Annotated in this window: 21 protein-coding genes; 10 read left to right on the top strand and 11 right to left on the bottom strand. The window is 65.4% G+C overall.

What is annotated here, in order from left to right; genetic code table 11:
- Positions 1-57 precede the first annotated feature (57 nt).
- Positions 58-1,092: a LacI family DNA-binding transcriptional regulator gene (locus OSH05_RS04655; RefSeq protein WP_104217679.1), complete on the top strand. Its 1,035-nt coding sequence runs from the start codon at positions 58-60 to the stop codon at positions 1,090-1,092.
- Positions 1,093-1,168: 76 nt separating this feature from the next.
- Here OSH05_RS04655 and OSH05_RS04650 read toward each other — a convergent pair whose 3' ends face one another.
- The 5 genes from OSH05_RS04650 to OSH05_RS04630 all read right to left on the bottom strand — a co-directional run bounded on the left by OSH05_RS04650 (position 1,169) and on the right by OSH05_RS04630 (position 6,114).
- Positions 1,169-1,762 (bottom strand): DJ-1/PfpI family protein, encoded by a 594-nt coding sequence (locus OSH05_RS04650; protein ID WP_104217350.1) that lies wholly within the window; start codon positions 1,760-1,762, stop codon positions 1,169-1,171.
- A 62-nt stretch (positions 1,763-1,824) separates the two neighbouring features.
- A complete protein-coding gene (locus tag OSH05_RS04645; protein WP_104217351.1) occupies positions 1,825-2,775 on the bottom strand; it encodes a substrate-binding domain-containing protein in 951 nt (316 codons plus the stop codon).
- 62 nt (positions 2,776-2,837) lie between these two features.
- Entirely contained in the window at positions 2,838-3,830 is a 993-nt protein-coding gene (locus tag OSH05_RS04640; RefSeq protein ID WP_104217352.1) for an ABC transporter permease, read from the bottom strand.
- Positions 3,827-5,383: a sugar ABC transporter ATP-binding protein gene (locus OSH05_RS04635; RefSeq protein WP_104217353.1), complete on the bottom strand. Its 1,557-nt coding sequence runs from the start codon at positions 5,381-5,383 to the stop codon at positions 3,827-3,829. The genes OSH05_RS04640 and OSH05_RS04635 overlap by 4 nt, the downstream gene beginning before the upstream one ends.
- 38 nt (positions 5,384-5,421) lie before the next feature.
- Positions 5,422-6,114 (bottom strand): GntR family transcriptional regulator, encoded by a 693-nt coding sequence (locus OSH05_RS04630; RefSeq protein ID WP_104217354.1) that lies wholly within the window; start codon positions 6,112-6,114, stop codon positions 5,422-5,424.
- Positions 6,115-6,210: 96 nt separating this feature from the next.
- Between OSH05_RS04630 and OSH05_RS04625 the strand changes: the two genes are divergently transcribed.
- The 4 genes from OSH05_RS04625 to OSH05_RS04610 are packed head-to-tail and all read left to right on the top strand — an operon-like array spanning position 6,211 to position 10,808.
- Positions 6,211-7,245 carry an Ldh family oxidoreductase gene (locus OSH05_RS04625; RefSeq protein ID WP_104217355.1) on the top strand — a complete coding sequence of 345 codons (1,035 nt, stop codon included), beginning with the start codon at positions 6,211-6,213 and terminating at the stop codon, positions 7,243-7,245.
- Entirely contained in the window at positions 7,242-8,468 is a 1,227-nt protein-coding gene (locus tag OSH05_RS04620) for an iron-containing alcohol dehydrogenase (protein WP_104217356.1), read from the top strand. Before OSH05_RS04625 ends, OSH05_RS04620 begins: the two co-directional genes overlap by 4 nt.
- 19 nt (positions 8,469-8,487) lie before the next feature.
- On the top strand, positions 8,488-9,975 hold the full coding sequence (locus OSH05_RS04615; RefSeq protein WP_104217357.1) for an NAD-dependent succinate-semialdehyde dehydrogenase: 1,488 nt from the start codon (positions 8,488-8,490) through the stop codon (positions 9,973-9,975).
- Between the two features lie 14 nt (positions 9,976-9,989).
- On the top strand, positions 9,990-10,808 hold the full coding sequence (locus OSH05_RS04610) for an alpha/beta hydrolase (RefSeq protein WP_104217358.1): 819 nt from the start codon (positions 9,990-9,992) through the stop codon (positions 10,806-10,808).
- 49 nt (positions 10,809-10,857) lie between these two features.
- Here OSH05_RS04610 and OSH05_RS04605 read toward each other — a convergent pair whose 3' ends face one another.
- Positions 10,858-12,351, bottom strand: a complete 1,494-nt coding sequence (locus OSH05_RS04605) for a carboxypeptidase M32 (protein WP_104217359.1) — start codon at positions 12,349-12,351, stop codon at positions 10,858-10,860.
- 118 nt (positions 12,352-12,469) lie between these two features.
- Positions 12,470-13,285 carry an alpha/beta fold hydrolase gene (locus OSH05_RS04600; protein WP_104217360.1) on the bottom strand — a complete coding sequence of 272 codons (816 nt, stop codon included), beginning with the start codon at positions 13,283-13,285 and terminating at the stop codon, positions 12,470-12,472.
- A 195-nt stretch (positions 13,286-13,480) separates the two neighbouring features.
- Between OSH05_RS04600 and OSH05_RS04595 the strand changes: the two genes are divergently transcribed.
- From OSH05_RS04595 to OSH05_RS04575, 5 genes are read left to right on the top strand one after another with little or no spacing between them, the layout of a single operon-like run.
- Positions 13,481-14,731: an ABC transporter substrate-binding protein gene (locus tag OSH05_RS04595; RefSeq protein ID WP_104217361.1), complete on the top strand. Its 1,251-nt coding sequence runs from the start codon at positions 13,481-13,483 to the stop codon at positions 14,729-14,731.
- Between the two features lie 3 nt (positions 14,732-14,734).
- Positions 14,735-15,472 (top strand): ABC transporter ATP-binding protein, encoded by a 738-nt coding sequence (locus tag OSH05_RS04590; RefSeq protein WP_104217362.1) that lies wholly within the window; start codon positions 14,735-14,737, stop codon positions 15,470-15,472.
- Positions 15,469-16,182 (top strand): ABC transporter ATP-binding protein, encoded by a 714-nt coding sequence (locus tag OSH05_RS04585; protein ID WP_104217363.1) that lies wholly within the window; start codon positions 15,469-15,471, stop codon positions 16,180-16,182. The genes OSH05_RS04590 and OSH05_RS04585 overlap by 4 nt, the downstream gene beginning before the upstream one ends.
- Before the next feature lie 7 nt (positions 16,183-16,189).
- Positions 16,190-17,065 (top strand): branched-chain amino acid ABC transporter permease, encoded by an 876-nt coding sequence (locus tag OSH05_RS04580; RefSeq protein WP_104217364.1) that lies wholly within the window; start codon positions 16,190-16,192, stop codon positions 17,063-17,065.
- Positions 17,062-18,078: a branched-chain amino acid ABC transporter permease gene (locus tag OSH05_RS04575; RefSeq protein WP_104217365.1), complete on the top strand. Its 1,017-nt coding sequence runs from the start codon at positions 17,062-17,064 to the stop codon at positions 18,076-18,078. Before OSH05_RS04580 ends, OSH05_RS04575 begins: the two co-directional genes overlap by 4 nt.
- Positions 18,079-18,084: 6 nt before the next feature.
- Here the strand turns inward: OSH05_RS04575 and OSH05_RS04570 are convergent, their stop codons facing one another.
- From OSH05_RS04570 to OSH05_RS04555, 4 genes are read right to left on the bottom strand one after another with little or no spacing between them, the layout of a single operon-like run.
- Complete coding sequence (locus tag OSH05_RS04570; RefSeq protein WP_104217366.1) at positions 18,085-19,401, bottom strand: M20 family metallopeptidase; 1,317 nt, start codon at positions 19,399-19,401, stop codon at positions 18,085-18,087.
- Between the two features lie 23 nt (positions 19,402-19,424).
- Positions 19,425-20,201: an N-formylglutamate amidohydrolase gene (locus tag OSH05_RS04565; RefSeq protein ID WP_104217367.1), complete on the bottom strand. Its 777-nt coding sequence runs from the start codon at positions 20,199-20,201 to the stop codon at positions 19,425-19,427.
- On the bottom strand, positions 20,201-21,538 hold the full coding sequence (locus OSH05_RS04560; RefSeq protein ID WP_104217368.1) for a type I glutamate--ammonia ligase: 1,338 nt from the start codon (positions 21,536-21,538) through the stop codon (positions 20,201-20,203). Before OSH05_RS04560 ends, OSH05_RS04565 begins: the two co-directional genes overlap by 1 nt.
- Complete coding sequence (locus tag OSH05_RS04555; RefSeq protein ID WP_104217369.1) at positions 21,535-22,194, bottom strand: cysteine hydrolase family protein; 660 nt, start codon at positions 22,192-22,194, stop codon at positions 21,535-21,537. The genes OSH05_RS04560 and OSH05_RS04555 overlap by 4 nt, the downstream gene beginning before the upstream one ends.
- Between the last annotated feature and the right edge of the window lie 15 nt (positions 22,195-22,209).

Genomic DNA, 22,209 nt, shown 5'->3' with positions numbered 1-22,209 from the left:
CGCTATGAGGGGGCGGTACGCCGTCTTCGGGTCGCGGCTGCACAGGGGTTGGTTTTCTTGAGCAAGAAACGCGTCACGCTCGCCGATGTGGCTCGATTGGCGGGGCTGTCGCCGACCGCCGCCTCGATGATCCTGACCGGACGTCCGGATACGCGCCTTTCGGCCGAGGCGCACGCCCGCGTCCATGCCGCTGCGCTGGAACTCGGTTATCGGCCCAACCTCGCAGCGCGGGCGCTGCGCACCGACAAGACGCGGACGATCGCGTTCATTTCGGATGTCGTCGCCACCACGCGCTTCGCCAACGGCCTCATCCGCGGGACGCTGGAAGCTGCCGACGAGGCGGGCCATGTCGTGCTCGTGCTCGAAACCGGCGGCGAGCCTGCCCGTGAGGTTCAGGCGATCGAGGCGGCGCTCGACCGGCAGGTCGACGGCTTCATCTTCGCCGCTATGCGCGCGCGCGAGGTCTTCGTGCCGGCGCTTCCGGCGGCGACGCGCGTAGTGATGCTCAATGCCACCAGCCGTCATCATCCGGTCTGCGTCCTTCCCGATGAATTTGAGGCCGGCGGCGCTGCCGTGCGGCTGCTGCATGATACCGGCATTCGCGATGGCATTGCCCTGATCGGCCACAATCCGGCGGTGGAGCAGGGGCTGTTCCGCTCGGAAACCGTATCGCGACGTCTCGCAGGCATTCGAGCCGAGCTGGAACGGCTCGCGATCCACTTCGTGGCTGAGGAGAGCTGCTGGAACTGGGAAGCACCGCATGGCTACGAGCTGGTCAAGGGTCTGCTCGACCGGCAGACGCCCTTGAAGGCCTTGCTCTGCCTCAATGACCGCCTAGCCTTTGGCGCCTATCAGGCGCTGGGCGAGGGCGGGCTGCGCATCCCATCGGATATCTCGGTCGTGTCATTTGATAATGACGAGCTTGCCGCCGATCTGCGACCCGGCCTGACGACCTTCGCCCTACCACATGAGCAGATGGGGCAGGAGGCGGTGCGGCTGCTGCTTGCGGAAAACGTAGAGCCGGGCGAGCGGCTGGTGCCGATGGCCGCCGTCCTTCGCCAGTCGCTGTGGGTGGCCGGCAAGGCGGACTAATCGCCGATCCAGGCGGCAGGGAGGATGGCCCCGGCACGGCGTGCCGGAACCATCGCTTGTCATTTGCCGCCAAGTCTCAGTTGTGGCGGATCTCGGTCCCGAGGACCTTCAGGCATTCGCGGATGAACGCGGCCAGCGCCGTCCAGCCCTTGGCCGAAACCATCGTGCCGTCGACATAGGCGTCGGTCGGCGACAGGTCGATATAGGTTCCGCCGGCCAGCGTGACTTCTGGCTCGCAAGCGCCAAGCGCCGCCACCTTCTTGCCGCGCACGACGCCATCGACGGCGATCAGGATCTGCACGCCGTGGCAGATCGTGAAGATCGGCTTCTGCGTCTCGTGGAAGTGGCGCACGATCGCCTGCACGCGCTTGTCGGTGCGGATATATTCCGGACCGCGGCCGCCGGCGCAGTAGACGGCGTGATATTGATCGAGCTGGCGCTCGGCCTCCGAGAAGGTCTTGTTGATGTCGGCATAGTGGCCGAGCTTCTCGGTATAGGTCTGGTCGCCTTCGAAATCATGCAGCGACGTCTTGATTCGGTCGCCGGCATTCTTGTCGGGGCAGACGACGTGAACCGTATGGCCGACCGCTTCCATCGCCTGCTGATAGACGAAGATCTCGTATTCCTCGGTGAATTCACCGGTCAGCATCAGAATCTTCTTGCCGGGCATAATCCTGTCCTTCGCGTTGGAGGAGTTGCGGGCGAGCCGTGGCTCGCCCGCGCTCGTTGGAACTAGAACGGGGAATCGGGGAAATAGAATTCCGCCGCGTTCGCCTGCGTGATCAGCGGCGCGTCGAGCTTGACGTTGCCGCGCACCGGCGCATGGCCGGAGAGATTGGCTGCGGTCAGGTAGATCGCGGTCTTGATCATGGACGGCGGGTAGGGGGTCTCGACCGGCGTCATGGCGTCGCCGTCGATCACCTTCTTGACGATCTCCTTCATGCCATTGCCGCCCAGCGCGAACTTGATGTCGGTGCGGCCGGATTCCTTGATGGCTTCGAGCACGCCGAGCAGCATGTCGTCGTCATTGGCCCAGACGGCGTCGATCTGCGGATATTTGGCGAGATAGTCCTGCATCAGCTTGAAGGCTTCGTCGCTGTTCCAATTGGCATATTGGATGTCGAGGATCTTGAGATCGGTGCCCGCGATCCCGTCCTGGAAACCTTTGATGCGCTCGTCGTCGATGACGGTCGGAATGCCGCGCAGGACGACGAGGTTGCCCTTGCCGCCGAGCTTGTCGACGAGGAACTTCGCCGTGTTCTTGCCGACGGCGATGTTGTCGCCGGCGACATAGAGATCCTGGATCGCCGGGTCGTTGAGGCCACGATCAACGACGGTGATGAAGGCGCCGCTGTCCTTCACCGCCTTGACCGGCATGGTCAGCTCTTCCGAGGTGTGGGGAAGGATCACCAGCGCGGAAAGCTTGCGGCCGGCGGAGAGATCCTCAAGCGCGCTCACCTGTGCCGTTGCCGATGGCGAGGTCTTGACGATAACTTCGATGTCCGGGAATGCGGCGTTGATCTCCTTGGCTGCGGCCTGGGCATGATAGACGACGCCGGCCGTCCAGCCATGGTCGGCGGCGGGGATCGAAACAGCGATCACCTTCTTGTCGGCGGCGGCGGCGGAGCCGGCCAGCAGCAGGGTACCGATCGCCGCGGCGGCGATCCATTTCGTACGGGTCATTGAAATTCCTCCCATTGAGTTGGACCGATCGAGAACGACACCCGCGTGGTCCGGACGCGGGGCTATTTCGAAAAGCGCTGGATGAGCATCGCGATTATGATGATGACGCCCTGAACGGCGGCGACGAGGTACTCGGAGACGAAGTCCGACAGCACCATCAGATTGGCGATGAGTTCGAGGATGACTGCCCCGGCGACGGTGCCCCAGATATGGCCCTTGCCGCCGCGCAGCGCCGTGCCGCCGATGACGACGGCGGTGATGACCTGCAGTTCCCAGAGCACGCCCGTGGTTGGCGTGGCTGCGCCGAGGCGCGGCACGTAGCAGATGGCCGCGATCGCGACGCAGGCGCCCTGGATCAGATAGGCGATCGTCCGCGTCTTGATGACCGAGATGCCGGAATAGCGCGCAACATCGGCGTTCGCACCAACGGCGGCGCATTTGCGGCCATATTTGGTCTTGTAGAGAATGAAGGAGCCGATAGCGGCCACGGCCAGCGAGATCAGGATCGGGATCGGTATGCCCGCGACCGTGCCGAAATAGACCGGGCGATAGGCCTCGCGCAGCGATCGGTCGATCGGGATCGTGCCGCCATCCGACAGATAGGTGATGAGCGCGCGGAAGATGCCCATCGTCCCGAGCGTCGCGATGAAGGGCTCGATCTTGCCGACCGTGACGATGAGGCCATTGACGAGGCCGCAGGCGACGCCGACGAGCAGCGCTACCGCCATGCCGGCGGCGACCGACCCGGTGCCGAGGGTGGGCACCATCGAATTCATGAACATGATGGTGACGCCGGTGATGAAGGCGGCCATCGAACCGACGGAAAGGTCCAGCCCGCCGGACGAGATCACGAAGGTGGCGCCGACCGCGATGATCGCGATGAAGGCGCTGCGCGTGATGACATTGCTGAGGTTGGTGACCGACAGGAAATCGGGATTGATGACGAAGCCGATGACCAGCAGGACGACAAGCGCCAGAAAGGGACCGGCATCGCCCCAGTTGAAGGAGAATTCCCTCTCGCGCCGGGGCGAGGTGGATTGGGTTGCGGCACTCATGATCGTCCTCCCAGGGCCGCGCGTCCGACATCCGCCTCGGCGGTAGCCAGGAGCGCGATATTGCTTTCGGTCATCTCGTCGCCGGAGACTTCGCCGTTGATCCGGCCCTGGCGCATGACCAGGATGCGGTCGCAAAGGCCGATCAGTTCCTGCATCTCCGACGAGATGACGATGCAGGCTTTTCCTTCGCCGACGAGTTTGCGGATGAAGACGTAGATCTGCGCCTTGTTGGCGATATCGATGCCCCGCGTCGGCTCGTCGATGATCACGACCGATGGGTCGGTCAGCAGGACCTTCGCCAGCAGGAGCTTCTGCTGGTTGCCGCCGGAGAGCTGGCCCGCATTGACGTTGGGGTTCTTCAGGCGGATGTCGTAGCTCCGGACCGCATCGTCGAGCGCTGCCGCTTCCCGGCGCCGGCTCATCGCGAGACGGGGATGGAAGCGCTCCAGCGCGGACAGCGTGAGGTTCGCCGCCAGCCGCTCCTGCAGCAGCAGCCCCTTCGCCTTGCGATCCTCGGTGAGGTAGCCGATGCCGGCGTCGATCGCCTCGCGCTGGGAGCGGATGTGGATCGGCATCCCATTGAGTTCGACCTGGGCATGGGCCGGGCGGAGGCCGACGATGCCCTCGAAGAGTTCCGTTCGGCCCGCGCCCGTCATCCCGGCAAAGCCGAGCACTTCACCCTTGTGCACGGTGAAGGAAACATCCTCGGCATAGCCGGGAACCGTGGCTTTGCTGACGCGGAGCATCGGCGCCCCTGCGCCGGGTCCGGAATGCGGAGGATAGAGCGCGGACAATTCGCGCCCGACCATGAGTTCCGCCATGTCCATCTGGCTGAGGCTATGGCCCGGATAGGTGCCGATCATCTTGCCGTCGCGCAGGACAGTCACGCGGTCGGCGAGCCGCTGAACCTCGTCAAGGCGATGGCTGATATAGAGGACGGCAATCCCCTTGGCCTTGAGGCTCAGGATGATGCCCAGCAGCCGTTCGACCTCCTCGCCGGTCAGGACGGCGGTCGGCTCGTCGAAAATCACTAGCCTGTGGGCGTCGAGCAGGGCGCGCGCGATCTGGACGAGCTGGCGGTCGGCGAGCGCGACATCGCGCACCAGCGCGTTCGGCGACACGTCGCAGCCAAGTTCCGCCAGCTTGTCGGCAGCGATGCGCCGCATGGTCCGGTCGTCGACCATGCCGCTCCGGGTCAATTCCCTGCCGAGGAAGATGTTCTCGGCTACCGTCAGCCCGTCGGCCAGGAGGATTTCCTGGTGCACGAGGACGATGCCGGCATCCTGGGCCTGATGCGGGCTCGAGAACCGTACTGGCGCGCCATCCATGAAGAGAGCGCCGCGGCTTGGGTCGACATAGCCGGACATCAGGCGCATCAGCGTCGACTTGCCGGCGCCGTTCTCGCCGATGATGGCATGAATTTCTCCGGCGACGACGTCGAGCGTCACGTCGGAGAGCACCGTCACCGGGCCATATTGCTTGGAAAGGGCTTCCGTCCGCAGGACGGACGCTCCGGGCGTGGTTCGGGCGTGGAGCGGCAACGGGCGTTCCATGGCGAGGTCGTGTCCGATTGCGATTTAGAGGGTCGGTATCACTCGAATGCCGGCAGCAACCGGTCACGCGAGTGCTCGATATGCAACTGCATCGCCTGTGTGGCGGCGGCGGCATCGCCTGCGGCGAATGCGTCGAGCAGGGCCTGGTGTTCGTCCAGCGCTTCGGCCGTCACGCGCCAGTGGAACATCAGGCGGAAGATGTGGAAGTGGGTGTGCTGGAAGCTGAGCGTCTCCCGGATCAACTGATTGCCGGCAAATTCCAGGATCTTGTCGTGAAAGATTCCGTCCTGCCGGGCGAAGGTCGAGTAATGGACCCGATCATCTTTGCCGTCGCGGCCGGCCATGACGCCCGCAGCCTCCCGCAGGATCGCGAGCTTTGCCTCGTCCATTGCCGCCGCGGCCTTGGCCGCCGCGTCCGGCTCCAGCAACAGCCGCAGTTCATAGAGTTCATCGAAGCGCCGCCGGGTAATCTGCGGGGCCGCGCGATAGCCGACCAGATGGGTCTTGAGGACGAGCCCTTCGCCCTCCAGCCGGCCCAGGGCTTCGCGGATCGGCGTCTGCGAGACGTTGAATTCCTTCACCAGGCTATCGACCGTGATCCGGGTGCCCGGCGCGATCTTGAGCGACATCAACTGATTGAAGATCGCCTCATAGACGTCCCCCGCCAGACTGTTGGCGCGGTGGATCTGCGTGCTTCCCGAAGGTGTGTCCGTCGACCGCGTTGAATTCATTTTGTGCCGTCTTTGCCCTTGACAGGGGAGACACCTAGCAGGATGTTCCGGCCACTGCAATACTATATCCTATAGGATTTGATATAGAGGCGGCATGTGAAGATCACCGAAACGACGGCGATGGCCCTGGCCACCCGCCTTCTCATCCAGCGCAACGCCTTGGCAGAAAACGCTAAATGTCAGGCGGGTGTGCTGGTGGAGGCGGAATTGAAGGGCCATCCCTCGCATGGCCTGCAGCGTCTGCCGCGCATTCTCGCCCGCATCGAGCGCGGCCTGATCGATCCTGCGACGAAGGGCGAGGGGCGCTGGCGCTCGGAGGCCGTGCTGGAAATCGACGGGCAGAAGGGGCTCGGACCGGTTGTGGCGATGGCCGCGCTGGACCGCCTGAGAGAACGGGTTTCGGTCTCCGGCATCGCCATGGCGGCGATCCGCAACAATAATCATCTCGGCATGCTGGCTCACTATGTCGAGCACGTCGCCAAGGATGGGCGGATCGGGCTCGCCATGTCCTCCAGCGAGGCGCTGGTCCATCCTTTTGGCGGAACCCGGGCGATGCTCGGCACCAATCCGATCGCCATCGCGGTCCCGACCGCCGGCCGCCCGCTGGTGCTGGATCTGGCGACCAGCATCGTCTCCATGGGCAAGATCCATCATCACGCCGCCACCGGTCGGCCGATTCCGGAGAGCTGGGCTCGCGACGCCGAAGGCGGACCGACGACCGATGCGGCGAGCGCCAAGCTAGGTTCAATCGCGCCCTTCGGGGAGGCCAAGGGCTATGGTCTTGGCATCGCGATCGAACTTCTGGTTGCCGCGCTGGCCGGCTCGGCGCTGGCGCCGGACATTCGCGGCACGCTCGATGCCGAAGCGGTCTGCAACAAGGGCGACCTGCTGATCGTCATCGACGCGATGGCGGCGCCCACGATTGCGGGCCGGCTTTCCGATTATCTCGATCGCGTCCGCGCATCGCCGCCTGCCGAGGTCGATCAGCCCGTAGGCGTGCCGGGAGACGGTGCGACGCGGCGGCGCGAAGTCTCGCTGCGGGAAGGCTTCGATATCGATCCCGCCCTCTGGGCCGAACTGAACGGCCTATCGCTTTCTCCATCCCCCGTTCTTGAAGGACAATCATCGTGAGCCTGTTTGCCGCCCTGAGGCTTCCGCGCGAAATCCTGTTCGGTAAAGGGCAGCGCCATGCACTCCCCGCTGTAGCTGCGAGGCTTGGAAAGCGGGCTCTGATCTGCACCGACAGCCGCTTCGCCGAGACCGGAGCTTTCGCCGAAATCCGCGCCGCTCTGGAAGCGGCTGGGATCGAGGTGCTGGTCCACGACCGCGTCCAGCCGGATGTCCCTCGCGATACGGTGGCGGTCTGCGCCGATGAGGCGAGAGGCTTTGGCCCGGACATGGTGATCGGTGTCGGCGGCGGCAGCTGTCTCGATATGGCCAAGTGCACCGCCTTGCTGCTGTCTCATGGCGGCGCGCTGCAGGACTACTACGGAGAGTTCAAGGTTCCGGGGCCGGTCTTGCCGATCATCGCCGTCCCGACCACGGCCGGCACCGGCTCGGAGGTGACGCCCGTCGCTGTGATTTCGGATCCAGACCGGACGCTCAAGGTCGGCATTTCGAGCCCGCATCTGATCGCCACCGTCGCCATCTGCGATCCCGAGTTGACGATGACCTGCCCACGGGGACTAACCGCGATCGCCGGTGCTGATGCGCTGACCCATGCCATCGAGGCCTTTACCGCGTCCCGACGTGTTGCCGACCCCGATTTGGCGCAACAGCATGTCTTCGTCGGAAAGAGCGCGCTGACCGACCACTTCGCGCTGCTGGCCATTCAGCTTCTCGGCCGCAGTCTCGAACGAGCCTTCCATGACGGCAGCGACGAGTCGGCTCGCGCCGACGTCATGATGGGCGCGCTGGCCGCCGGTTGCGCCTTCGGTACGGCCGGAACCGCGGCGGCCCATGCCGTGCAATATCCGGCCGGCGCGCTGACACACACGCCGCATGGCCTCGGGGTCGCGACCATGCTGCCCTATGTCATGAACTACAACCGTTTCGCCGCAACGCCGGAAATGGCGGCAATCGCGAAGGCGCTCGGCCTCGACGATGCGGGGCGGAGCGAGACAGAAATGGCTGAGGCCGCCATCGCCGAAGTCAGTCGCCTGTTCGCGGCGATCGGCATCACCCCGACGCTCGCCGGTCTCGGCCTTGCTGCCGACAAGCTCGACTGGACGGCCGAACAGGCGCTCGGCATCGGCCGGCTGATCAAGAACAACCCCAGAAGTCTCGACCTCGCCGCCATGCGGCGCCTTGTCCAGGCGGCTTATGACGGCGATCTCGCCGCGTCGGCCCAGTGACCCATTCAGGAACGATCCAATGAATGCTATTCAGCAGACCAGCCATCCGCAGCCGATTTCGCCAGACCTCGCCGCCTGTTCGCGTGGCCTCTATATCGACGGCGCCTGGCGGCCGGCGGCCGGCGGCCGAACGATCAATGTGACGGATCCCTCTACCGAGGCGGTCCTCGCCGCCGTGCCCGACGCGACGCTGGAAGATGCGGCTTTGGCGGTGGAAGCGGCTGCGAAGGCGGCGATAGGCTGGCGCAGCATGGCGCCGCGCAAGCGCTCCGAGATTCTCCGCCGCTGCTTCGAGCTGATGATCGAGCGTTCGGAAATCCTGGCCACGCTCATTTCTATGGAAAACGGTAAGGCGCTGCGCGATGCCCGCGGCGAGGTTGCCTATGCCGCCGAGTTCTTCCGCTGGAATGCCGAGGAGGCGGTGCGCATCACCGGCGAGTTCGGCATTGCGCCGGCCGGCACTAACCGCATCGTCGTCGACTATCAGCCGATCGGCATCTGCGTGCTGATCACGCCGTGGAACTTCCCGGCGGCGATGGCGACCCGCAAGATCGCGCCCGCGCTGGCCGCCGGCTGCACCGTCATCCTGAAGCCGGCCAGCGAAACGCCGCTCACCGCCTATGCGCTGGCCGCGCTCTATGAGGAGGCCGGCGTTCCCGCCGGCGTCGTCAATGTGCTGACCACAACCAGCCCCGGCCCGCTTACGGCGGCGATGCTGGCCGACCCGCGGGTGCGCAAATTGTCCTTCACCGGCTCGACCGGCGTCGGCCGGGCGCTGCTGGCGGAGGCGTCCAAGCACGTCATCTCCTGCTCGATGGAACTGGGCGGCAATGCCCCCTTCCTGGTCTTCGACGACGCCGATCTCGAGGCGGCGCTTGACGGCGCCATGGTCGCCAAGATGCGCAATGCCGGCGAAGCCTGCACCGCGGCCAACCGGATTTATGTCCAGTCCGGGATCCATGACGCCTTCGCCGAAGGGCTCAGCCGTCGCATGGCCGCCATGGAGGTCGGCCAGGGAGCGGATGTGGCGACGGAATGCGGGCCGATGATCACCCGAAAGGCCGTCGCCAAGATCGACCGGCTGGTGAAAGACGCGACGGAGCGGGGCGCGCGCTTGCTCTGTGGCGGGACCTTGCCTGATCGGCAGGGCTTCTTCTATCCGCCCACCGTTCTTGTCGATGTGCCTGCCGAGGCGGAGATGGCACATGAGGAGATCTTCGGACCGGTGGCGCCGCTCTATCGCTTCGAGGAGGAGAGCGAAGCGATCACCCTCGCCAACGATACCGAATATGGGCTTGCCGCCTATATTTTCACTCGCGATCTTGCTCGCGGGATGCGTGTCGCCTCGCAAGTCGAGGCTGGCATGATTGCGCTCAATCGTGGCCTTGTCTCCGACCCGGCGGCACCGTTCGGCGGCGTCAAGCAGAGCGGGCTCGGCCGGGAGGGCGGCCAGCATCACGGCATTGCCGAATTCATGGAGGCGAAATACATCGCCGCGAACTTCTAGAGGGAGGAGAAACCGTGGCGACAGATCCGTTCCGTATTCGCGACCATGTCGCCGATTTCGACGTCATCGTCGCCGACATAAAGGCGCGCAGCACAGCCGCTCGCGCCAGCTTGCCGATGGAAGCGGACATCGCCTATGGCGCGGACCCTGCCGAGACGCTGGACCTGTTCTTTCCGTCAGGGCCGCGCGCGCTCCTTCCCGTCCATATCTTCATCCATGGCGGCTACTGGCGGATGTTCTCGAAGCGCGACTATTCCTATGTCGCCGAGACGGTCACCGAGGCCGGCGCGATCGCCGTCATCGTCGACTACGCGCTGATGCCTGCCGTGCGGATGGAGACGATAGTCGACCAGACGCGGCGCGCGAAACGCTGGGTGATCGACCACATTGCCGACCATGGCGGCGACGCTGGCCGGCTGACGGTGAGCGGCCATTCAGCCGGCGCGCACCTTGCAACCTTCCTGTTCAACGAGGCGGAGACGCCGTCCGGCGTTCGCGCCGCCCTGCTGCTCGGCGGGCTCTATGAATTGAAGCCGCTGCAATCCTCCTTCCTCCGCGAGGAAATCGGCATCACCGATGCGGAGGTCGCGGCCTTTTCGCCCGCGACGCATAGGCACGACCGGTCGACAACGGTCTCCGTTCTCGTCGGCGCTGATGAGACGGCGCCGTTTCATCGGCAGGCCGATGCATTTTCCAGCCTGCTGCGCGGACAGCGCGTGGCTGTCTCGCGGTCCGATCTCGCCGGCCGAAACCATATGAGCAGTGTCCGGGATCTCGGGGTCGCCGACACGGCGGCGGCTCATTGCCTGGCGGCGCTGATCGAGGATCACTGACCCCTGGATCCACCGGCAACGAGGCGCCCCCCTTTGTTGTCGCGACCCGTCAATCCGCGCCGAGATAACGCCTTGCCAGGTGCGCCTTGAAGATGCCGGCATCGAGCCGCCGGCCGGTAGCGCGGGTCAGCAATTCATCCGTCTCGTAGCGCGAACCCTCGCCATGGATATGGCTGCGCAGCCAGCCGACAAGCGGGGAGAAATCGCCACGGGCAATGCCGGGCAGCGTGTCCGGCTCGGATCGGCAGGCGGCGTCGAAGAGCTGGGCGGCGGTCATGGCGCCCAGCGTATAGGTTGGAAAATATCCCCAGCCGCCGCTCGGCCAGTGAATATCCTGCAGGCAGCCGAGCCGGTCATCGGGCGGCGTGATGCCGAGAAGCGCCTTCAACCCCTCATTCCAGGCGGCGGGAAGCTCGCCAAGCGGCATGGCATCGTCGATTAGCGCCTTTTCCAGCCGGTAGCGCAGGATCACATGAGCGGGATAGGTCACCTCATCGGCGTCGACACGGATGAAGCCGCGCTCGACCCGCGTATAGCGCCGCCACAGCGCCTCGGCCTCCCAGCCGGGCCCGGATCCCCCAAATGCCTCGCGCATCAGCGGCGCGGCGAAGGCGAGGAACTCCGCGCTGCGGCAGGCCTGCATCTCCATGATCAGCGACTGGCTCTCATGCACGCTCATGCTGCGCGCCTGCCCGACCGGCTGGTTCATATAGGCGGCGGGGCGGCCCTGCTCATAGAGCGCGTGGCCGGTCTCGTGGATCACGCCCATCAGCGCCTTGCTGAAATCGGCCTCGTCATAGCGCGTGGTGATACGCACATCGTTGTCGGCGCCGCCGCAGAAGGGGTGCGCCGAGATGTCGAGCCGGCCGCGATCGAAATCATAGCCAAGCGCCGTCATGATCTTCAGCCCGAGCTGGCGCTGCGCCTCGATCGGGAACGGACCTTCCAAGGCCGACAGCGTCGGCCTGCGGGCCTGGGCGGCGAGCGCTTCCTCGATGAATCCCGGCAGGAAGGCGGCCAGATCGTCGAAGAGCGCGTCGATCTTCGCCGAGGAACCGCCGGGCTCGTAGTCGTTCAGCAGCGCGTCATAGGCGGACAGGCCGAGCTTCTCGCCCTTGGCTGCGCCGGCCTCGCGCTGGAGCTTCAGGACCTCGCTGAGGCTGGGCAGTAGGGAGGCAAAATCGGCATCGGCGCGGGCCTGCCGCCAGGCCATCTCGCAGGTGGAAATCGCCTTGCTGGAGGCCTCGACCAGATCGGCGGGCAGGGCGGACTGGACGGTCCATACCCGCCGTATCTCGCGCAGATTGGCCTGTTCCCACGGACCAAGGGCAACGTCCTCCGCCGCCTCGGCCAGCCAGTCGCTCATGCGCGGATCGACGGCCATCTCGTGCTGAAGCACCCTGAGCAGCGCCAGGCTATCGGCCCGCGAACCGGCGGCGCCCGTCGGCATCATCGTGTCGCTGTCCCACTGCAAAATGCCAATAGCATTGGCCATGGCGGCGACGCGGCCGAAATGGCCGGCAAGCGAGGCATAGGCGGTCATGGGGTTTCTTCTCCGTATGCGGCGCGCGGCGATGCGTCCTCCGCCGTAGCACGGCACGTCTCGCGCGCCGAGAGGCCAAGTCGCTGCAAACGCCCCGCGTGCCGGTCGAGAAGCCGCGCTACCGGGCGGCGATATCGTCGAGAAAGCGCTTGAAGATCGGGTCGAAGCTTGCCGGCGCGTCCCAGAACGGAGCGTGGCCGGATTCCGGGATCAGGAATTTGCGCCCGCCCCAGAGATTACCGACCGGGATCGTGTCGACGAACTCGACATTGATATAGGGCTCGTTCGTCCCATTGACGATAGCAATCGGCGGCGTGTCGGCGCTGGCGACGATCTCCGCCTGGTTCTTACCCGTATTCGCCGCGAATTTGGCGATCATCATGGCGCGGGCGCGTCCATCCGTCCGGGCGACGGCGGCATGCAGCATCGGGTCGTAGGGCAGGCCGCAGGTACCGCTGGCATAGTCGAAGACGTCCTGCTCGGTGAACTGCTCCTTGCCGGTCAGGTCCATATGCGGCCCCGGCCGGAAGCCCTTGCCCATGTCTTCGCCAGCGACCGGCGGCGTGCCGGTGATCATCAGGCCGCGCATGCCGGGATAGAGCTCGATCATCTCCAGCGCGATATGCCCGCCGAGCGACCAGCCGAACACGGCGGCATCGGCGATGCCGAGCTTCTCCAGCACCTCGGTCAGGACGTCGGCATAGCCCTGCATCGAATAGCTGCGGTCCGGGTCGATCGCGTTGCCGGAATCGCCATGCCCCGGCAGGTCCGCCGCGATCAGGCGGTAATGCGCGCCGATCGGTCCCTCGAGCTGGTTGCGAAACACCTCGCCGGTCGACGAATTCCCATGGATCATCAACACCGGCATGCCGGTGCCTTCGCTTTCGCGGATCCCGATTTCGCCGTGGCTCGTCGTCAATGCGTACTTCTTCATCACGCCCCCCTTGAGCCGTCGATCGATTGGCGACGGTCTTGATCAGAATTGCAGCAGGACGGCGTTCCGTCCATCCGTTGGGCAAATCGATGCCTGCCGGAGTGAAAGTATCTTTTCAAGCTGACGTGGCTGTGCCTAAATTGTCAATCATCAAACCTGCCGCGAAGCTGCGGGGCTGGAAAAGGGAAACGCGTCGTGACGACGAGATCAACAGGTAAATTTCTCCGGTCCGCGCTTCTCGGCGCATCGGTAGCGGCACTCCTGGCGACGGGCGTCCCCGCCTTCGCGGATGTCGTGAAGATCGGCCTGCTTGCGCCGCTCACCGGCCCCGCCGCCGCGGACGGCCAGGAATTCCAGCGCGGCGTGCAGCTCGCGATCGACGAGGCGAATGCCGCGGGCGGCATCAATGGCCACACCTTTGAAATCGCCGTCGGTGACGTCAAGGATCAGTCGGCCGGCAACGTCACCAGCGCCGTCGAGCGGCTGCTTGGCGATCCAGACGTGCATTTCATGCTGACCGGCTATGCCAGCCTGACCAATTTCGAGATCGACAACATGGCCGAGGCAGAAATGCCTTACATGCTGGCCGCCACCTCGCAGCAGACCAAGGACATCATCGCGCCCGATCCGGCCAAATATTCCTGCTGCTGGTCGCTGACGCCGTCCTTCGACGCGTACAATACCGACGTGACCACCTTCGTCGAGAAACTCGCCGCCGATGGCAAGCTGCAGCTGCCGACCAAGAAGGTTGCGATCATCTCGTCGGACAATGCCTATTCGAAGACGATTTCGGAAGGCATGAAGAAGACCTTCAAGGACAAGGGCTGGACGATCTCTGTCGACGAGCTCGTCCCGTTCGGCGAAGTTACGGACTGGCGCTCCATCCTGGCCAAGGTTCGCCAGGATGTGCCGGACGTCGTGATCAATACCGACTATCTGCCTGGCAACTCGGCCTCGTTCCTCAACCAGTTCCTCGAGCAACCGACGAAGAGCCTGGTCTTCCTGCAATATGCGCCGAGCGTTCCCGAATTCGTCGAGCTGACCAAGCAGAACTCGAACGGCGTCATCTACAACCTTCTCGGTGGCGCTCTGACGACGCCGAAGAACCCGCGTGCCGATGAGGTCGCCGCGAAATACAAGGCGAAGTACAATACCGAGAGCGGCACTTACGGTGTCGCGCTTTACGAGATGGTCAATCTCTATTTCGACGCGCTGAAGAAGGTCGGCAACCCGTCCGACCACAAGGCGATCATGACGGCGATCGGCGAGAGCGACAAGCAGATCGCCGCTGGTCGGCTGAAGTTCGATCCCGCCACCCATCTGGCCATGCAGGGCGACGACTTCATCCCGATCACCTTCTTCCAGATCGAGGACGGCAAGCGCATCCTCATCTCGCCCGAGAAATATGCGACCGGAACGTACCAGACCCAGCCCTGGATGAAGTGAGGCATGGCCCTGCTGGACGTGGAGAATGTGTCGAAGGCCTTCGGTTCGCTGAAGGCTGTCGACGGCGTCTCCTTCAAGGTCGAGGCCGGCGAGATCTTCGGGATCGCCGGCCCCAATGGCAGCGGCAAGAGCACGCTGTTCAACACGATCACCGGCATTCCCTTCGGCCCCGACAGCGGCAAGGTCCGCTTCGACGGCAACGAGATCCAGGGGCTCGCCGGCCATGTGATCGCGCGGCGCGGCCTGGCGCGGACCTTCCAGCGCGAAACCTGCTTCGACCAGCTCACCGTCTTCGAGAATGCCGAGATCGGCGCGACCTATGCCAATGAGGCGCGGAGCGGCGCCAAGGCGCGCGATGCCAGCGCGGAGGCGCTCGCCTTCGTCGGGCTGACCGAGCCGGATTGGGGACGACGCGCCGGCGAACTCTCCGTCTTCCAGCGCAAGATCCTGATGCTGGCCACCGCCATCGCGTCCGACCCGCGCATGCTGCTGCTCGACGAGCCGGCATCCAGCCTGACCAAGCCCGAGATCGAGCTCTCGGTCGAGCTGATCCGCCGCATTGCTGCGCGCGGCATCACGATTCTTCTCATCGAGCATGTGCTGACCTTCCTGATGAGCCTGTCGCAGCACCTGCTCGTGCTCAACCAGGGCAGCGTCCTGGCGCTCGGCAATCCGCGCGATGTCATCGCCGAGCCGCGCGTGATAGAGGCCTATCTCGGCACGCGCAGGGCCGCCGCATGACGAGCATGCTGTCGGTCTCGGAGGTTACGGCGGGCTATGGCCGCGTCACCGTGCTGCAAGGCATCGGCATCGAGGCCGGCAAGTTCGGCAATGTCGGGTTGTTCGGCCCGAACGGCCATGGCAAGACGACGCTGCTGCGCGCCATCAGTGGCCTCTTGAAGCCGAAGAGCGGCAGCATCGTCTTCGACGGCGAGGATATTACCGGCGAAAGCGCGCGGGCGATCGTGGCGCGGGGATTGGTGCACGTGCCGCAGGGCAATACGCTGTTCCCGGACCTGACCATCGCCGACTGCATGACGCTCGGCGCCTATTCGCCTCATGCCCGTCCGCATGAAAAGGAGAACAAGGAGCGCGTCGTCGCCCTGTTCCCCAAGCTTGCGGAGCGCTGGCGCCAGCGCGTGCGGACGCTGTCGGGCGGCGAGCGGCAGATGGTGTCGATCGGCGTCGCGCTGATGAGCCATCCGAAGCTGCTCATCCTCGACGAGCCGACGCTGGGTCTCGCTCCGAAGATCAAGGACGAATTGTGCAAGGCGGTGCTCGACATCTCCAGGGCCGGCGTGCCGCTGATCGTCGTCGAGCAGGACGTGGAATTTCTCCTGGAACTCACGCACCACCTCTATTTCATCAATCACGGCCAGGTCGAGACCGAGATCAAGCCGGGCGACAGCCTCGCCCATTCCGACATCATGGCCATGTATTTCGGGCATTGAGGCACGCATGAACGCAATCGCGGACATATTGTTCGGCGGCCTGTTCCAGGGGTCGCTCTACGCCATGATGGCGGTCGGCCTCGCTCTGGTGTGGACCACGATCGGCGTGTTCAACTTCAGCCATGGCGTCCTGATGATGCTCGGCGCCTATTTCGCCTGGCAGCTGGTGGATTGGGGCCTTCCGCCCGCGCTCGCCTTTCCGCTCGCGGTCCTGCTCATGGCCGGTGCCGGCTGGCTGCTGCAGGCGACCGTCGTCCGTCCGCTGATCGGCCGGGCCAATCTCGTCCTCGTCGTCGTGATCACGACGCTCGCCGCCGGTTCGCTGGTCGAGAACGGCGTGCTCGAACTCTGGGGCCCGCGCTCGAAGCAGATCCCGCCGCTCATTGCCGGCAACGCCATGCTCGGCGGCGTCGGCGTCTCGCTGCATCAGATCGCGATCATCGTGGTGACGCCGATCATCCTTTTGGCGCTGTGGCTGTTCCTCAACCGGACACGGCTCGGCCTCGCGCTGCGCGCCGTGGCGCAGAACGAGGACGCGGCGCGCCTCGTCGGCCTCAACGTCACCATGCTCTACGGCCTCGCCTTCGCCATCGCGGCGGCGCTGGCGGCGCTCGCCGGCATCTTCCTCGGCGGCTACCGCTTCATGACGCCGGTCATGGGCGCCGATCCTCTGCTGAAGGCGCTGATCGTCGTCGTCTTTGGCGGCATCTCCTCGATCTCCGGTCCGATCTTCGCGGCCTATCTGATCGGCTTCTTCGAGGCGATCTGCAGCTATTATTTCGGTCTCTACTGGACGCCGGCGCTGCTCTTCGGCGCGCTCATCCTGACGCTGATGATCAAGCCGGAAGGCATCTTCGCCAGCCGATCGCGGGGGCTCGCATGAGCGCTGTCGAGACCTCTGCGCCGACCGCATCGGCTCCTGCGCGCGCGCCCGGCCGCACACCCTGGATGACCGAGCTTGCCGGCGCCCTGGTCGGCCTGCTCGTTCTGGCGCTGCTGCCGCTCGTTGTCGGCGACGCGTATGGCCGCCATGTGCTGATCATGGTGTTCATCTACGCCGTCGTCGCCTCGAACTGGGATCTCAGTCTCGGCTATGGCGGGGTGTTCAATTTCGGCCATCTCGCGCTCTTCGGCATCGGCGTCTACGCCTATAGCCTGTTGACCAAGCTCGCCATGATGGATCCCTGGGTCGCGCTCGTGGCGAGCGGCGTGATCGCGGTGGTGGCTGCCGTCGTGGTGACGATCCCGATCCTGCGGTTGAAGGGCATCTACATCATCCTGGTCACCTTCGGCTTCGCGCAACTGGTGATGCAAATCATCCTGAGCCAGTCGGATTACACCGGCGGCACGCAGGGCATCGTGCGCATACCGGGCCTCTATTGGTTCGACCACAACATGGTCCGCGACGCGAAGTTCGCTTACTTCTACATCGCGCTCGCCATGCTGGCGCTGAGCACGCTGTTCCTGCGCATCTTCGTGCGCTCGCGCACCGGCAAGAGCATCGTGGCGCTGCGCGACAACGAGGAATATGCGGTGAGCCGCGGCGTCTCGCTGGTCCGCCAGCGCATGATCACGCTCGCCGCATCCGCCTTCTTTACCGGCATTGCCGGGGCGTTTTATGCCGCATACCAGCGCAATGCCTCGGTCGAAGTCTTCGGCATGAGCCTCGCCACCATCGTGCTGTCCATGGTGCTGCTCGGCGGCACGGGCACGATCTATGGCGCGATCATCGCCTCCTTCGTGCTGACGGTCTTCGCCGAATCCATGGCCGATTTCGGCGCCTGGCGGCCGATGATCACGGCGGTGCTGATCATCGTCGTGATGCTCGTCTATCCGGGCGGCATCGTCGGCATGCTGAAGGCGCTCTGGGGCCTCGCCACACGCCGACGCGCCTGAGACGGGCTATTTCGTTCCGCACCAGTCGATCACGCTGGCCGCGATGACCTTGGCGCTTTCCACCAGCGAGGCTATGTCGACATATTCGTCGGTGCCGTGGAAGCCGTCGCCCGATGGTCCGAAGATGACGCCGTCGACGCCCGCGCCGGCATAATGCGCGCCATCGCAGACCGCGATGAAGCCGCGCATGGTCGGCGCCTTTCCGGTTTCAGCCTTGCGCTTCATCAGCGAAGTGACGAGCGGATGGTCCGGCGCAGTGTTCATCGGCGCGAAATGCAGGCCGCCGAGTTCCCATTCGATCGTGATCGGATGCGCGCGCAGCCAGTCGTCCATCTGGCAGAAATGATCGACAAAGGCCTCGAAATCGCGCCGATATTCCGCTGAGGTCTCGTCCGGCAGGAACTTCATGTCGAGGTCCATCACGACGACATCCGGAATGATCGCCGGATTGGTCATCACGGTCGGCAGGCCCTTGTCGCCAAGGCCGGTGCCGCCCCACATCACGCCGATATTGATCGTGTTCATGCCGGCCGGAAGCAGCGGATGCGAACGCGCGCGCGTGCGGTCGCGCTCGAACTGCTGCACGGCGGCGATGAAACGCGCGCCGATCTCGATCGCATTGACCGCCGGCTCCAGCCGGCCCGCCACATGCTGCTGCGGGTAGATCTCGTTGTAGCGGAAGGCGGAATGGCCGTTCTTGCCGCGGATGGTGACGCGGGCCCATTCGAGCCCGCCCTCGGCCGGCAGCACGTCGCCCCAGCTCGGCTCGGCCACGAGCACCGCCTTGGCGAGCTTGCCGCGCCGGACGTTCTCGATCGCGCCGCCGCCGCCGGCCTCCTCGTCGACCACGGAATGGAGCGCGAGCCGGCCTTCGAGGGCGACGCCGCTGCGCTTGATTGCGCGGATCGCCGCGACGCAGGCGGCGACGCCGCCCTTCATGTCGATCGAGCCGCGACCATAAAGCCGGCCGTCCTTGATCTCGCCGCCGAAGGGATCGACCGTCCAGTCCTTCACCGCGCCGACCGGCACGACGTCGATATGGCCGCAGAGGATCAGGCTCTTCTCCTCCGAGCCGGCCCATTCGCCGATCAGGTTCGGCCGGCCGGGCAGGGCGTCGAACTGCTCCGTCGCGAGGCCTTCGGATTGCAGGATCGGCTCCAGCAGCGCCTGCACGTCGCCTTCGCGGTTGAGCCCGTCGGCGGTCTCGAATTTCGGATTGACCGAGGGAATGCGGACCATGTCGCGCGTCAGGTTGATGACGAAGTCGCGGTCCTTCTCGATGAAATCCTGCACGGAGCGGATGACGGCTTCTTTGTCGGACATGGCAGTTCCCTTCGGTTCGGCCGTCAGGCGGCCGGCCTTCGCGTCAGGCTGAGATCGTCGAGGATGGTGGCGAGCCGCGCGGCCCATGCATCCACCCCTTCAGAGGTGCGGATCAGGTCGTTGCGGATCTCGATCAGGGCGCCCGGCAGGCCGCGGTCGGAGGCGTGCACGGGGATCGCATAGTCGCTGTCGCGCTCGATCACGTAAGGAACGTTCTCGCCGACGACGAGCGCGGGATCGGCAGCGAGGCCGGCGAGGAAATGACGGGCGAAGGCCGGCTGATGGTCATGCAGGATGCCGACATGCCAGGGTCGTGCGACGCCGAGGAAGACCGGCGTGAAGGAATGGATGGTGACGATCAGGCTCCGCTGCCCCGCGCGGCGGTCGAGCAGCGCCGCGATGGCGTCGTGGAACGGATCGAAGATCGTCCGGCGGCGAAACGCCAGCTCGGTGTCGTCCAAGGCTTCATTGCCGGGAATCCGCGTCGCTTCCGAAAGGACCGGCATGCTGGTGGGCACGCCGAACGGGCGGTTCAGGTCGACGAGAAGGCGCGAATAGGTGCCCAGAAAGGCCGGCGCGCCGAGCCGCTGGGCGAGCGCGCGCGTGACGGCCGCTGCGCCGATATCGTAGGCGATGTGGCGCTCGAGATCGTCGGGCGCCACGCCGAGCCGCCCATAGGAGGTGGGAATATGGTTCGCCGCATGCTCGCAGATCAGCACCACAGGATGGTTTGAATCCGGGTTCAGCACCTCCAGCGGGGCCGGCCAATCCGCGCCGCCTTCCGGCTCGGCGCGCGCCATCAATAGCGCTCCCCATAGGCCGCGCAGATGGCAAGCTTGGTCTTGCCTTCCATCAGCGCGATCTCCGCCCGCTTGACCGCGACGAAGCTCTCGATGAGCCGCGGCGGGAACCAACCCTTCACGACCGTATCGGCGGCCAGTTCCGCCAGAGCGAGGTCCAGCGTCTCCGGCAGGCGATGGAGCCCGTTTCGTGCGAGTTCCTCGGCCGACATGATCGAGGGATCGCCGGAGACGATTGGCGGGGCAGGGAGGGCGGCGGCGATGCCGGCCAGCCCGGCGCGGATGATGGCGGCGAGCGCCAGATACGGATTGGCCGTCGCGTCGGCCGCGCGATATTCGATGTTGAACTGCCGTGCGGGATCGCGGCCGCCCAGCGTCACCACCGGGCAGATGCGCAAAGTCGCCTCGCGGTCGCGCTCGCCGAGCCAGGTATAGGACGAGCTCCAATTGTGCGGCGCCAGCCGGTAATAGGAGGGTGGGCTCGGGGCCGTCAGAGCGACCAGCGCCGGGAGGTGCTTCAGCACCCCGGCGCAGAACGAGGCGGCGTGCAGCGAAAGCCCGCCGGGGCCGGCCGCGTCATAGGTTGCCGGCTCGCCCTTCGCGTCCACGAAGCTGAAATGGATATGCACGCCATTGCCGACGGCATCGGGATCCGGCTTCGGCGCGAAACAAGCGCGCCCGTCGAGGTTGCGGGCGATTTCGCGCGTCACCTCGCGGATGACGATCGCGCGATCCGCCGCTGCCAGCGCGTCTGTCGGAGCGCAGGTCACCTCGAACTGGTCATTGCCATATTCGGCCAGCACCATCTCCGGCTCGACGCCGGCTTCCTCCAAGGCCGCCCAGAGGCGCGGCACGAACGGCTCGGCGGCCCGGAGCGACGCCACCGAGAACGCATGGGCGGGAATCGCGTCGTCGGCCCGATGATTGGGCTTCAGCAGGAATTCCTGCTCGAAGGTCGCGCGGATCGAGAGCCCGGTCTCGCTCTTCAGCGCAGCAATGGCCGCCTTCAGTTGCGTGCGCGCGCAGCCGTCCCCTGGCGTTCCGTCAAGCTCGACGATATCGCCCATGACGAGGTCGAGCGCCGTGGCCGATCCGGTCGATGCGGTCGTGTAGCGCGCGCCGAGATCGGCAAGGATGCGAAGATCCCCCGACGAGCCCCAGGGATTGGGGTCGGAAATCGTGTTGAACGGGGTCAGGCAGAGATTGGCCGGGACCCAGCCGACGCCGGTCTGCGCGGCGCTTGCAAGACGGGCTTCGGTCGCGGGCCGGCCGCGCGTGATCGCGGCGAGATCCGTGGTGACGATATTGACCAGCGGGAGGAGGGGCGTTTCGGTCATGACAGCGTCTCCCGGCCAAGCGCCACGAAGCGGTCGACGATCGTGGCCGTGTCGGCCAGCCAGCAATAGCCGCCGAAGGCCTTGAGGGCGCCGGCATGACGCTCGGGCGTCGGCGCCGCGCAGGCGTCGGTCACGCAGGTAACGAGATAGCCGCGGTCGGCGCCGTCGCGCACCGTCATGTCCACGCACTGGTCGGTCAGCACTCCGGCGACCACGAGCTGGCGGACGCCGAGATTCTTGAGCAGATAGTCGAGATTGGTTGAGTTGAAGACGCCGGACGAGGTCTTGGGCAGCAGGATCTCGTCGCCGACCGGAGCGAGTTCTGGCGGCGGCAGGCCTTCGGCGAGGCTCGGCGGAATATGGATCGGCGTCAGCTTGTGGTCGAGCGAGCGGTCGCGGCCGTCCTCGGTCAGGCTCTGGATGATCGTGTGCAGCACCTCGATGCCGGATGCCCGGGCCGCTGCCAGCAGCTTGCGCTGATTGGGGATCGTGACGTCACGCGTCTGGGCATAGAAATAATGGTCGGCCGGCCAGTCGGCGTGGTCTGGATCGAGGCCCGGTTCCAGCCAGATGCGCTGCATGTCGACAAGGAGGAGGGCCGTCGCTCCCTTTTGGAAAGGCTGGTCGCGGCGTGGCAGGGTCGTTTGGCTGGCCATCGGTTCTCTTGCGGC

The organism is Kaistia algarum, assembly GCF_026343945.1.
In the GTDB taxonomy this organism is placed as follows: domain Bacteria; phylum Pseudomonadota; class Alphaproteobacteria; order Rhizobiales; family Kaistiaceae; genus Kaistia; species Kaistia algarum.
Note: the sequence above shows the minus strand (reverse complement) of the source record. Positions and strands in the feature narration are given on the sequence as shown.

Coding starts and splice junctions, on each gene's coding strand:
- OSH05_RS04580 (WP_104217364.1), top strand. CDS start 16,190: ATGAACGCAATCGCGGACATATTGTTCGGCGGCCTGTTCCAGGGGTCG.
- OSH05_RS04650 (WP_104217350.1), bottom strand. CDS start 1,762: ATGCCCGGCAAGAAGATTCTGATGCTGACCGGTGAATTCACCGAGGAA.
- OSH05_RS04585 (WP_104217363.1), top strand. CDS start 15,469: ATGACGAGCATGCTGTCGGTCTCGGAGGTTACGGCGGGCTATGGCCGC.
- OSH05_RS04555 (WP_104217369.1), bottom strand. CDS start 22,194: ATGGCCAGCCAAACGACCCTGCCACGCCGCGACCAGCCTTTCCAAAAG.
- OSH05_RS04605 (WP_104217359.1), bottom strand. CDS start 12,351: ATGACCGCCTATGCCTCGCTTGCCGGCCATTTCGGCCGCGTCGCCGCC.
- OSH05_RS04560 (WP_104217368.1), bottom strand. CDS start 21,538: ATGACCGAAACGCCCCTCCTCCCGCTGGTCAATATCGTCACCACGGAT.
- OSH05_RS04565 (WP_104217367.1), bottom strand. CDS start 20,201: ATGGCGCGCGCCGAGCCGGAAGGCGGCGCGGATTGGCCGGCCCCGCTG.
- OSH05_RS04570 (WP_104217366.1), bottom strand. CDS start 19,401: ATGTCCGACAAAGAAGCCGTCATCCGCTCCGTGCAGGATTTCATCGAG.
- OSH05_RS04635 (WP_104217353.1), bottom strand. CDS start 5,383: ATGGAACGCCCGTTGCCGCTCCACGCCCGAACCACGCCCGGAGCGTCC.
- OSH05_RS04600 (WP_104217360.1), bottom strand. CDS start 13,285: ATGAAGAAGTACGCATTGACGACGAGCCACGGCGAAATCGGGATCCGC.
- OSH05_RS04645 (WP_104217351.1), bottom strand. CDS start 2,775: ATGACCCGTACGAAATGGATCGCCGCCGCGGCGATCGGTACCCTGCTG.
- OSH05_RS04640 (WP_104217352.1), bottom strand. CDS start 3,830: ATGAGTGCCGCAACCCAATCCACCTCGCCCCGGCGCGAGAGGGAATTC.
- OSH05_RS04575 (WP_104217365.1), top strand. CDS start 17,062: ATGAGCGCTGTCGAGACCTCTGCGCCGACCGCATCGGCTCCTGCGCGC.
- OSH05_RS04590 (WP_104217362.1), top strand. CDS start 14,735: ATGGCCCTGCTGGACGTGGAGAATGTGTCGAAGGCCTTCGGTTCGCTG.
- OSH05_RS04630 (WP_104217354.1), bottom strand. CDS start 6,114: ATGAATTCAACGCGGTCGACGGACACACCTTCGGGAAGCACGCAGATC.
- OSH05_RS04615 (WP_104217357.1), top strand. CDS start 8,488: ATGAATGCTATTCAGCAGACCAGCCATCCGCAGCCGATTTCGCCAGAC.